This window comes from Kangiella geojedonensis, assembly GCF_000981765.1.
Taxonomy (GTDB): domain Bacteria; phylum Pseudomonadota; class Gammaproteobacteria; order Enterobacterales; family Kangiellaceae; genus Kangiella; species Kangiella geojedonensis.
In genome coordinates, this window is the sequence record NZ_CP010975.1 from 1,344,051 (window position 1) to 1,355,793 (window position 11,743).

An 11,743-nucleotide genomic window follows, 5' to 3' on the forward strand; every position below is an offset into this window, starting at 1 on the left:
AGGTTGGTTTGTGACTTTAGGTAAGAAATACGGGGGGAACAATGTTACAAACTGTTACAATTGGCGTATAGTAAAACATAATGGCTTCAATTAAAGTACTCCTGAACACAACGGTTAACTACCCCCTAACTGTGTGTTCGCATCTCAAAATATCTCCTTCTCATTTTGAGACGCAATTTTTAGCCCCCTCTTTGGGGGCTTTTTTATGGCTATAAGACTCGCACAATCAATCACTTAACTGCATCCTAACGCAAGCCTCAAATATCGGTTGGTAAATGGCTTGAAGTTCCTCACGAGTGAAATGATGACCATGGCGCTTATGTAGCGCGCTGACCACAGCCTCCTCTCTCTCTGGAATCCGCGCCGATACCCCCTGCTCTTTTTTTACTGCCATCAAAGACTGGACCAGTTCTGCTCGCTGTTCAATCAGTTGAACTAAACGTTCATCAACGTCATCAATGTTTGCTCGTATTGCCTCAAGTGACTCCATCGCTGCCTTCTCTTGAATAAATCATGGTAACCTAGCGCTATTATAGTAGAATTACGCCCATTGTGTTGAGCCAACTCTTTTATAGCAACGATCTTTATGAGCAAAAAAGATAACATCTACGCTGATCAGCTGGAACAAGTCGAGTCATTCAACTTTGACCAAAAGGTCGTGGAAGTTTTTCCCGACATGATTAAACGTTCCGTGCCCGGTTATACTGCAATCATTGATGGCATCGGCCAGCTAGCTAAAAAATATACACAAGCGAACAGCTCGGTTTACGATCTGGGTTGCTCCCTTGGTGCGGCGACACTCTCTATCCGTGAGGCTGTTAATGATGAAAGCTGCCAAATCATCGCAGTCGATAACTCAACAGCAATGATTGAGCGTTGTAAACTCATCCAGTCTGGCTATAACTTTTCCATGCCAGTGGAGATGGTTGAAGCAGACATCAATGACTTAGACTTTAAAAATGCAAGCTTCGTTGTTTTAAACTTTACGCTTCAGTTTCTACCAAGAGAGCAACGCCAGACATTGCTCAATAATATCTATCAGGGGCTAAACCCAGGTGGAGCGCTGGTTTTATCAGAAAAGTTGACCATGAGCTCTGAAGAGCTTGATGCAAGCATCATCAATATCCATCACGACTTTAAAAAGCAAAACGGCTACAGCGATATGGAAATTGCTCAAAAGCGCGCGGCCTTAGAAAACGTGCTAATCCCGGACACGCGAGAACAACATTATCAACGCTTTGAAAATGCAGGCTTTAAGCAGTTTGACACTTGGTTCCAACACTATAATTTCGCATCATTTATTGCCGTAAAATAATATGTTTAGTTTTAACGATACTTATAACGCTCTATCAGATACCCGCCTACACCCGTGGGTCGATCAATTTAAAGACGCCGTCCACAAACGGATGGCTGACTACACTCATGGCAATATCACCCAGTGGATCGAGCTACTCAAACAGCTCCCTGATATTACACCCGATCAAATCGATATCACTAACAAAGTCGCGATTGGAAGCCGTCAGCAACTATCGGACAGTGAGTTTGAACAATTAGAGCAACTATTAAAACAGTTCCACCCCTGGAGAAAAGGTCCTTACCATCTTTTTGGTCAGCACATTGACACCGAGTGGCGCTCAGATTGGAAATGGGATCGAATCAAAAATCACATTAGCCCTTTAAAAGATAGAATTGTTCTAGACGTAGGTTGTGGCAACGGTTATCACTGCTGGAGAATGGCGGCACAAGAGCCCAAACTGGTATTAGGCATTGACCCATCCCAGCTTTTCCTGATGCAATTCGCCATCATGCAAAAATACCTCTCTAACCACCCCGTACACTACTTACCGGTTGGTTTAGAGTACCTGCCACAAAACATGGGTAAGCAAGGCTTTGATACCATCTTTTCTATGGGTGTTCTTTACCACCGTCGCTCTCCTATCGATCACATTATTCACCTCAAAAACCTACTGAAGCCCGGTGGCGAGTTGGTATTAGAAACTTTAGTCATTGACGGTGAAGATGATCAGTGCCTGATTCCCAGGGATCGTTACGCACAAATGAATAATGTGTGGTTCTTACCAACAACAGGTATGCTTAAGAACTGGATGCGCAAGTGTGGTCTAGAAGATGTGCAAGTGGCCAATGTATCGACTACCAGTACTGAAGAACAAAGAGCTACTGATTGGATGACGTTCCAATCGCTTGAAGACTATCTCGACCCACACGACAAAGGCCTAACAATCGAAGGCTACCCTGCACCAAAACGAGCCTTTATGGTTGCGCAAAAGCCTCTTCAGAAGAACAAGAAGCCGTAGCATGCCTGACAAAGATTACCATATAGTGCCTTTCTGCTCTGCCCCCGTACGCATCATTAGGCCTAACAAAAACTTCCTATTTGTTGCTAAGCCTGCGGGCTTATTAACCATCCCGGGTAGACATGAAGAAAACAAGGACTGCCTGATTACAAGGCTACAAAACCACCCAAAGTCGCAAACCGCAACAGTTGTCCATCGGCTCGATATGGCGACTTCTGGAATTATGGTGGTAGCCCTTAGCAAGATGGCTCACCGGGAAATTAGTCGACAGTTTGAGCACCGTGAAACACAAAAACATTATATTGCGGTGGTTGATGGCTTGGTCGAAAAGGACCAAGGTGTCATTGACAAACCTATGATTGCCGATTGGCCAAACCGTCCCAAACAAAAGATTGATTTTGACGATGGAAAGAAAGCGATAACCGAGTGGCAAGTGCTGGAAAGAGATACCAAGAATAATCGTACACGGCTTAAGCTGACTCCGATAACTGGGCGCAGCCATCAACTGAGACTACACTGTTTAGAACTCGGTCACCCAATATTGGGCTGCAACCTTTACTCTAAAAATGGCTCTGAGCATAAAGCACCGCGACTATTGCTACACGCCGAATCACTTACAATTACAGATCCGAAGACAGGTAAACCGGTTACAGCTAAGGTAGCCTGCGCTTTTTAACTTGATAAAAAAAGCAAGTCTTGTCAGAATACCGCGGACTTAGTTAAGCACCCGTAGCTCAGTTGGATAGAGCGTCGCCCTCCGGAGGCGAAGGCCGCAGGTTCGACTCCTGCCGGGTGCGCCATTTTACTGAGATTCTTGTTTCTCTGACACTTCCTTAAAGTGCTCAACTGTTTTATCGACGGCTGTCTTTATTTCAACATGGTGCTCCTGCTCGATCAGCATCATATCTCTAGTGAACTTCATTTGTTGGCGCTTTTCTAAATCAGTCCAGGCTTTGTGAGTTGGGATATGCTCAGTTTTATCATAGACGGTATAGTAAATGTCGAACGGCTTGCGCTCTTCTTCACTCAGTCGTAATTGATCAATCAATACTTTTAAACGAACACACCCTTCGATAGTCGGACACTGTTCCTGTTGCATAGCTTTTGAAATATCAACAATACTTTCAACAACCGAGCTCATCTGTGCCTGCTGTTTCTTAGCAAACGCATCCGCTGTAAGTTTTTGCTGTGCTTTAAGTTTCCGCAACTTTAACAATAAATAGCCTGCATATATGATGAGAGCAAGCGTTATAAAAGATGCAACGTAATAAAAAATTGTCATGTGGCCACTCTAGGATATATTGGGGTCATCAGTTGAGCGTAGGATACATTCATTCCTAGTATTTTTATAGTATCTAGATAAAGGCGACTACCGTAAATCTATCAATATAACCAAATAGACATTGACTTATTTTTGACATTAAGGCTATTATCAAAGCCATGAACACCTTGGCACAGCAATATTATTTTTACTTTTTTACTCCAAAATCATTGGGAGGAGCTGTGTTCGCCTAGAAAAAAGTAAAACGAACATCACAAAAACCTCCCAGTTGGGAGGTTTTTTTTTGCCTAAATAACATAGAACTAGTGAGACATTAAGATGAGTGAAGAAAGTAGTGCAGTATCTGAGGGAGTAAACGGCCTAGATAATTTGCGCCAGTCTATCGGGAGGCTTGACGAAGAGCTATTAAAAATCTTCGCCGAACGCCGAAAATTAAGTTTAGCGGTTGCGGCTAATAAATTAACCACTAACAAAAAGGTGAGAGATCAGGCACAAGAAAAGAACCTTCTCAGTAACCTGACGAAAAAAGGACAAAAGCTTGGCATTGATCCCAGTGTGACCTTAAGCTTATTCCATAACATTATTGAGGATTCGGTCCGTAGCCAGTACGACTTTTTCTTGGAAAATTCAAAGGCAGAAGAGTTAGAGCCTTTGAAACTTGCCGTTCTAGGAGAACCTGACTCTTATAGTCACATTGCCGCACAGCAACACTTTGCGACAAAAAAACGCTGTTTTACTCCGGAGCATTGCCCTAGTTTCCTATCCATTTTTAAAGCGATAGAATCGGGACAAGTCGAGCTCGGTATTGTCCCTATAGAGAACACAACAGCCGGCAACATCACCGAAGTCTATGACTTATTGCTACAATATCAACTAAAAATCGTTGGTGAGGAAAAGCTCAAGGTAAAGCATTGCTTAGTGGCAACCAAAGGCGCAACGATAAATGGTATAAAGGACGTGTACTCACATCCACAAGCCATCGCTCAGTGTAAAAGCTTCTTCAATCAGCACCCGTTTATTAATAGCCATTTCCGTAGCAGCACCAGCTCTGCGCTCAAGCTCGTAGCTGAATATCAGAATCCAACTATCGCAGCTATAGCTAGCGAACAAGCGGCAGAAAACTCAGGCTTAGAAGTACTGAGTTATGGTATCAATAACTATCAAGAAAATTACACGCGATTCCTACTCATCGCGAAGAAAGATATTGCAGTTCCCAATGCGATACCAGCCAAAACAACCATAACCCTTCAGACACCACAAAAACCAGGTGCCCTGCTCGACTGCTTACAGGTATTCAAAAGCCATGGTATCAATATGATGAAACTTGAGTCCCGCCCTATCCCAACAAAACCATGGCAAGAACTGTTCTATATTGATTTTGAAGGTAATGCATCGGACATTATTATTGAAAAAGCAATCACAGAGCTTAAACACTTAGCTTCTGAAGTTACTGTTCTGGGTAGCTACCCGATGCATGATATTTTAGCGACCAAGCTCGACCACCATGCGCTGAGCAATCAGTTCAATACACTTTAAGGAGCAGGCAATGTCTATGACACACAACACGATCAACAACACCAACATTAACCGGCTCGATCTGCTACAAACACCAGAGGCGCTTAAAATTAAAACTCCGCTGACTGAACAAGCAGCCAATACAGTCATCAATGGACGAAACACCATTCAAAACATTTTAGATGGTAAAGACGATCGCACTTTAATAATCGCCGGCCCTTGCTCAATTCACGATATAGAAAGCGCTAAGGAATATGCCCAGCGGCTTAAGTCGCTGCACGATGAGTTATCAGGCAAACTGTTTATTGTTATGAGAACTTACTTTGAGAAGCCCAGAACCAATGTGGGTTGGAAAGGCTTAATTAATGATCCCAACCTTGACGGTTCAAATGATATGAATCTAGGTTTGACTAAAGCCAGAGAGTTATTAGCTTGGATAGCAGAGCTCGGCTTACCCACTGCGACCGAAGCTTTAGACCCAGTAACACCTCAGTACATAGCAGACTTAATCAGTTGGTCGGCTATTGGCGCTAGAACCACCGAATCACAAACCCACCGTGAGATGGCCTCCGGCTTATCCATGCCAGTAGGCTTTAAAAATAGTACGGATGGGTCATTAACTGCAGCAGTTAACGCCATCATTAGCGCTCAATCACCGCATACGTTTATCGGCATTGATAACGGCGGAAACACGGCACTCTTACACACTACAGGCAACCCATACTCACATATAATTTTGCGTGGCGGTAAATCACCCAACTATGATGAGCAAAGTGTCTCGCAATGTATATCAAACTTAGAAAAAGCCAACATAGAGCCTCGTATCATTATCGATGCTAGCCATGGAAATTCGAGTAAGGACTTCACCAAACAGCCAGGCGTCGCCAAAGCTGTAATGCAGCAAATAAAGGCTGGCAACCGCAGTATCAAGGGGCTCATGCTTGAAAGCCACCTTATCGAGGGTAATCAAAAGTTATCAACCAATATGACGTATGGTCAGTCAATTACCGATAGTTGTATCGACTGGGGAACCACAGAGCATTTGTTAAGAAACTTATAAAAAAGGCCGGAATATCCGGCCTTTTAGCTATAAGTCTATTTATAGAACTTAATTTCCTGGGTACTTACGCGGGAAGTTTTCCTCTTTCGGTTGGCCATTCTCTTTATAAATAGTGCCACCTTTCACCACGAGATCAACGTGCTGCAGAAGGTTGATATACTTTAAAGCATCGCCCTTAACCGCAATAATGTCCGCGTACTTGCCTGGTACAATGGTTCCTAGGTCTTTATCAACGCCCATGAACTTCGCAGGCCAATAGGTAGCAGCTTGAATAGCTTCCATGACAGGCACGTCAAACTCATCAACCCATACTTGTAATTCATGCCATGTCGACTGACAGTGGAATTTCATCGGAATGCCACTATCGGTGCCGACTAATAGAATAGCGCCTGAGTCACGCAATTGATTAAACTTCGTTTTCAGGGTCGGTTTTCGTTTAGGAGTTAGTTGCATATAATCCAGTCGTTCAGGATGCTGTATAGACTGCTTAATATCAGCAACGGTCTCTTTGGTTAAGCCACGCTTCCAACACTGATTATCTAACTCTTCAGAATTACCGCGAGTGTATTCATAATTCCATAACCCCTCTACCGTAGGCGTCCAATACAGTGGCCCACCACTAATACGACCCTTAGCCGTTCTTTCCTTAAGCATGGTCATAATATCTTCCGGGTACTCGGGTGCTGTAGTTAACCCAGTATGCTCGAAGTTGTCGATACCGATCTTTAAACCAATACGAATTTCGTCAGGCTTGTGCGAATGCCCTACCACTTTCATACCCTGCTTATGGGCTTCATCAACAATTGCTTTTGCATGCGACAACGGCATAACATCATGATCAATGAGCTTGACCACATCCATACCCGCGTCTTTTAGCTTTCGAACTTTTTGACGAGCGTCTCTTTCGCTAGAGATGCCCCAACGAAATGCTTCGGTTCCAGGGTAAGGCTTATGTTGTAAAAAAGGTCCTGACATATACATCCTAGGACCACTTAAGTCACCATTATTGATCGCCTCTTTGATGTTTTTTGACTCTTTTAACGGAGCACCGAGATCGCGAGCGCTGGTGACTCCTGCGAGCAACAGTTGCTCAGCCGAGGCAGGCATAATTTCGTTGCCCAACTTATCAATATAAGCTTTATCCCAATAGGCGTAGTCTGAGTGACCATTAATCATTAGGTGGACATGCATATCCCATAAACCGGGCAATACAGTCATACCCTCGGTTGAAATAACGGTATAACTGTCTGGCACAGACAGACTCTTCTCTGTGCCGACGGCAACAATACGCTCATCTTTAACTAAAATAACACTATCGTGTATGACGTTACCGCCCGTACCATCAACCAAAGTACCACCGACAAACGCTTTCAATTGTTCTGCTTGTGAAATACTAGGAAAAACTCCAATGCTTATTATTAGCGCGAATAGTAATCTAATCTTCATTATCACCTCTCTATTTATTTCTTATCGTCGTTATTTTTGCTTTTGTCATCTTTTAATGGCAGCGACTCACCGGTTACCGACTGTAACGGCAAAGAGTGCTTATCTTCCTCATTAACTATGTTGAGATGGACATCACGTTGAGGGAACGGAATCTCAATGCCGTATTTTTTAAACGCCGTATCAAGCTCCCACATATAGATACTGCTTATGCGAGTAGGCCTGCGGACACCGTAATGAGCGACCCAAACCAGTAGTAAAAAATTAACGCTGTTATCACCAAACTCGGTTAGCCACACATCGGGCTCTTTTCCAGGGATGTTTTTTAAGGTGTACTGTACATTGTTAGCCGCTTCAATGGCTGCTTTTTTCACAATTTCTTTATCAGTGCCGTAAGCCACACCAAAAGGTATCCGTACTCGACGGGTCGACTCTTTTAAGGTCCAATTGGTGACAATATTCGTCACCATGTAGGAATTAGGAATGATGACATCAATATTGTCATTAGTATTAATTCGAGTGCTTCGAGTCTTAATTTCACGAACTTGACCAGTGGTGCCATCCTCAAGCTCTATATAGTCCCCAACCTTCAGTGTTTTCTCAAACATGATAGTCAAGCCAGACACAAAGTTACTGACCAAGTTCTGCAAACCAAAACCGATACCAACCGATAATGCACCAGCGATCAGGGTTAAATTGCTTAGGTTAAGCCCTAACGCACTAAAGCCTGCAACGGCTGCGATAAAGATAATTAAGTAATGGATTAAGCGGTGAAGCAAATATAGCGACGAGCTATTTTTGATTTTATGCTTCTTTTCAAAACGATGAACCAGGAAGCTCACTAGCTTGGAAACGAGGTAACCGATTAGAATAATGAAGCACAAATTAATCAGTGGCAGCAACGTGATTGGTCGCTCATTGATACTAAAAAGTGGCTTATTGACCAGCTTAACGGTTGAATCCCACGCGTCTTCTGTAAACTCTTTGACCGTATCCCAGGTTCTGTTTAAACCAGACTGTTGTTTATCTTCAATACTTTTTAGGATCGATAACAGTAATTCGTTGTCGCTGATAGTGACCCGAACATCGGACATAGCTCTCAAAATCAGTTGGGCTTTACGTCGTCTTTCATCAGACAGTTTTTGCAAATTTTTCTTTTCTTCCGACGATTGCTGTCTAAGGTTAATATCAGAAGACAATAGCGTGTCACGCGCTAAGGTTTCCGCTTTAGAGATTTCATCCTCTGCAAGTTGGATCGCTCTTTCTGATCCGGCAATAAGGTTTCGCAGTTCATCCAAGTCTGGTTTATCACCTTCTTCGAGCTGTTTGATAAGAGCTAAACGGTCTTGGTCATCAGCCCGCTGAAGCTTTAACAGAACTTCATGGTAAGACAGTAATGATAACGCCAAATCCAATTTTAGAATTTCATAACTGGTGAAACCGATGCTGGTTTCAGAGATATCACGACTCAGCTTTAAGTTGAGTTGTTTGAGGTCTTCATCAAGCTCCTCTTTCTGTTCTTGTAACTTCTTACGCTTATCATCTGGAAACGGTTCAAACGAGATCCTTTCGCGCGCTTCTTCTAACGTTTCATCTAAACTTTTATACTCTGTATTTAAACTATCTTCCCTAACCTTAAGGTTATCCAATAGCTCCTCTTCGATGACTTTGCTCAGTTGGCTGTTAATCCAGTTAAGAACAATTGAAAGCTGCTCGACACTGCCAGCGTCACTGTTTAAATAAGATACTTTAAGTACATCAAGCGTGTTGGATGTTTGCCGTATACTGTCGCTAACTCTAGAGATTTCTTCTTGGGTTTGTTGCAGTAAAAAATCGACTTGCAGTCGAAGTTGATTAATATCCAAATACTCTTGTATCGTATAAGTATCCTTCAACACCAGAGCTTTTGGGATGTCGAGTTCATCCCTTTTTGAATACTTAAGTTTTTTAAATTCCTGAGCCAAATTCCGTATGATAGCTATACGTTCTAGTAGCTCACCTCGCTTTTCCCCATCAACCTCGTTAACTGCATCTTCAAGCTTAGCAATAAACTTTTTAAACTCACTTTCAAACTTCTTTGCTTGATCCAGCTCTTTGTATTGGTTCCACCAACGGCTGCTCAAATCTTTAAAGTTTGGAATTTTATCTTTTGACTCTTCTTCATTCCCCAGAAGGTTGAGTGGATCTTGGCTAGAAGCGGCATTAAGAGAGCTCGGTGACAAGTTAGCACCAGCAATAAGAAGCAATAAAAGCAGGCTAATAACACGTTTCATTAACTTAATAGTCATTCCTTAAGGTTAGGTTTTGGAATCAAAGTCTGATATTAAGTGTATCACTTATGACTATAAATTATTCAATTTTAAGGAAAATCATAACTGAATCCTTTCTCCTTACCATCTCAACAAAATAATACAGACATAAAAAAAGCTGCACAAGGCAGCTTTTTTATTAACTCATGTAAGCTTTCAATGCGTCTGGAATATCGATGGTTCCATCTTCGTTTTGGTAATTCTCCAAAATGGCTACCAGAGTACGGCCAACGGCTAATCCTGAACCATTGAGAGTATGTAATAATTCTGGCTTGCCCGTTTCGGGATTACGCCAGCGAGCCTGCATACGACGGGCTTGGAAGTCACCGGTATTACTGCATGACGAAATTTCACGGTATGTGTTTTGGCTTGGTAACCACACTTCTATGTCATAAGTTTTAGTCGCACCAAAACCGATATCACCAGAACACAGATTAACCACACGATAAGGAAGCTCTAATAATTGAAGTACTTTCTCAGCGTGACCAATCAACTCTTCTAGCGCCTGCATCGAATCTTGTGGCTTAGTCATATGGACCAGCTCGACTTTTTCGAATTGGTGTAGACGTATTAGACCGCGAACATCTCGTCCATATGAACCTGCTTCACTTCTAAAGCAAGGCGTATGGGCAGTAAACTTTAATGGTAAATCGTCCGACTCAATAATTTCATCACGTACCATGTTAGTCACAGGGACTTCCGCGGTCGGGATCATATAAAGCTGTTTGCCGTCTTGGTTTTTGCCTTGGGCTTTAAAAAGGTCTTCTTCAAATTTCGGCAACTGTCCGGTGCCGGTTAAGCTCTCAGCGTTGACCATGTAGGGAACGTAAATTTCCTCATAGCCATGCTCTTTGCTGTGTAAATCCAGCATGAATTGGATCAAGGCACGGTGAAGCTTTGCTACAATGCCCTTCTTAACCACAAAACGACTTGCCGAAATCTTAGCGGCACTGGCGAAATCAATACCGCCCAAGCCTTCGCCAATCTCGACATGGTCTTTTGGCTCAAAAGAGAACTCTTTTGGCGTACCCCAACGGCGAATCTCAACGTTGTCATTCTCGTCTTTACCTTCTGGTACAGACTCATCAAGTAAATTAGGTATACCAGACAACATATCATCAAGTTGCACCATGATTTCATTCAGACGTTCTTTGCCGGAGTCTAATTTCTTTCCTAAATCGGCAACCTGATCCAATAAAGGCTGGATATCTTCGCCACGAGCTTTTGCTTGTCCAATAGACTTGGAACTCGTATTACGTTCGTTTTGTAACTCTTGAGTTTCAACCTGGATTTTTTTGCGTTCATCTTCCAGTTTTTGATAAGTCGCAACATCCAGTTCAAAGCCACGCTTGGCTAGGTTTGCGGCTACAGCGTCAATGTCATTACGTAATAGTTTTGGATCAAGCATTTGAATTTAATGGTTCTATGAATTATTAGCCCGACATTCTACCACCAAGCCAAGCCCCAACAAACACGAAAAGCATGCAAAGTACTAAATTTCCAAGAATATTCATGCCTGCCTTCAGCCAAACCTGCTGTTGCAGAAGATACAAGGTTTCGAGTGAAAATGTCGAAAAAGTCGTCAATGCGCCTAAAAAGCCTATCATTACGCCCTCTTTTAGGGTCATGGAGACCTGTGCGTTTTGCCAGTAGCTGATTAAAAATCCGGCAAGGAAACAGCCGACAACGTTAGCGATTAGGGTTCCATACAAGAATTGCTCGCCTAGTAGCCACTCGGATAAGTCGCGAATTTTAAATCGAGCAATTGCCCCTAAAGCACCACCGGCACCAATCGCTCCAATTACTGTCCAGTTCATGC

At 42.9% G+C, this 11,743-nt stretch carries 11 protein-coding genes and 1 tRNA gene; 6 read left to right on the forward strand and 6 right to left on the reverse strand.

Translation table 11 applies throughout. The features are described from left to right. Window positions 1–226: 226 nt before the first annotated feature. Complete coding sequence (locus tag TQ33_RS05955) at window positions 227–490, reverse strand: chorismate mutase (protein WP_046561244.1); 264 nt, start codon at window positions 488–490, stop codon at window positions 227–229. 96 nt (window positions 491–586) lie between these two features. Here TQ33_RS05955 and cmoA point away from each other — a divergent pair, with 96 nt between their 5' ends. From cmoA to TQ33_RS05975, 4 genes are all read left to right on the forward strand, one after another. Further along, window positions 587–1,315 (forward strand): carboxy-S-adenosyl-L-methionine synthase CmoA, encoded by a 729-nt coding sequence (cmoA, locus tag TQ33_RS05960; RefSeq protein WP_046561245.1) that lies wholly within the window; start codon window positions 587–589, stop codon window positions 1,313–1,315. Between the two features lies 1 nt (window position 1,316). After that, window positions 1,317–2,315: a tRNA 5-methoxyuridine(34)/uridine 5-oxyacetic acid(34) synthase CmoB gene (cmoB, locus tag TQ33_RS05965; RefSeq protein WP_046561246.1), complete on the forward strand. Its 999-nt coding sequence runs from the start codon at window positions 1,317–1,319 to the stop codon at window positions 2,313–2,315. A 1-nt stretch (window position 2,316) separates the two neighbouring features. Continuing rightward, window positions 2,317–2,991, forward strand: coding sequence for a pseudouridine synthase (locus TQ33_RS05970; protein WP_046561247.1), 675 nt, complete (start codon window positions 2,317–2,319; stop codon window positions 2,989–2,991). 47 nt (window positions 2,992–3,038) lie between these two features. Then, window positions 3,039–3,115: transfer RNA gene (locus TQ33_RS05975), tRNA-Arg, on the forward strand. Between the two features lie 2 nt (window positions 3,116–3,117). On the opposite strand, the gene TQ33_RS05980 is transcribed toward TQ33_RS05975, so the two are convergent. Beyond that, window positions 3,118–3,597, reverse strand: coding sequence for a DUF2489 domain-containing protein (locus tag TQ33_RS05980; RefSeq protein ID WP_046561248.1), 480 nt, complete (start codon window positions 3,595–3,597; stop codon window positions 3,118–3,120). Window positions 3,598–3,915: 318 nt separating this feature from the next. Between TQ33_RS05980 and pheA the strand changes: the two genes are divergently transcribed. After that, entirely contained in the window at window positions 3,916–5,133 is a 1,218-nt protein-coding gene (gene pheA, locus TQ33_RS05985; protein ID WP_046561249.1) for a prephenate dehydratase, read from the forward strand. 16 nt (window positions 5,134–5,149) lie between these two features. Next, complete coding sequence (locus tag TQ33_RS05990; protein ID WP_046562339.1) at window positions 5,150–6,172, forward strand: 3-deoxy-7-phosphoheptulonate synthase; 1,023 nt, start codon at window positions 5,150–5,152, stop codon at window positions 6,170–6,172. Between the two features lie 48 nt (window positions 6,173–6,220). Here the strand turns inward: TQ33_RS05990 and TQ33_RS05995 are convergent, their stop codons facing one another. The 4 genes from TQ33_RS05995 to crcB form a co-directional block, all read right to left on the reverse strand. Continuing rightward, window positions 6,221–7,618, reverse strand: coding sequence for an amidohydrolase family protein (locus TQ33_RS05995; protein WP_046561250.1), 1,398 nt, complete (start codon window positions 7,616–7,618; stop codon window positions 6,221–6,223). 14 nt (window positions 7,619–7,632) lie between these two features. Beyond that, entirely contained in the window at window positions 7,633–9,888 is a 2,256-nt protein-coding gene (locus tag TQ33_RS12020) for a mechanosensitive ion channel domain-containing protein (RefSeq protein ID WP_052735222.1), read from the reverse strand. Window positions 9,889–10,063: 175 nt separating this feature from the next. Then, window positions 10,064–11,332: a serine--tRNA ligase gene (gene serS / locus TQ33_RS06005; protein ID WP_046561251.1), complete on the reverse strand. Its 1,269-nt coding sequence runs from the start codon at window positions 11,330–11,332 to the stop codon at window positions 10,064–10,066. A gap of 25 nt (window positions 11,333–11,357) precedes the next feature. Continuing rightward, window positions 11,358–11,741, reverse strand: a complete 384-nt coding sequence (crcB, locus tag TQ33_RS06010; RefSeq protein WP_046561252.1) for a fluoride efflux transporter CrcB — start codon at window positions 11,739–11,741, stop codon at window positions 11,358–11,360. Window positions 11,742–11,743: the final 2 nt, after the last annotated feature.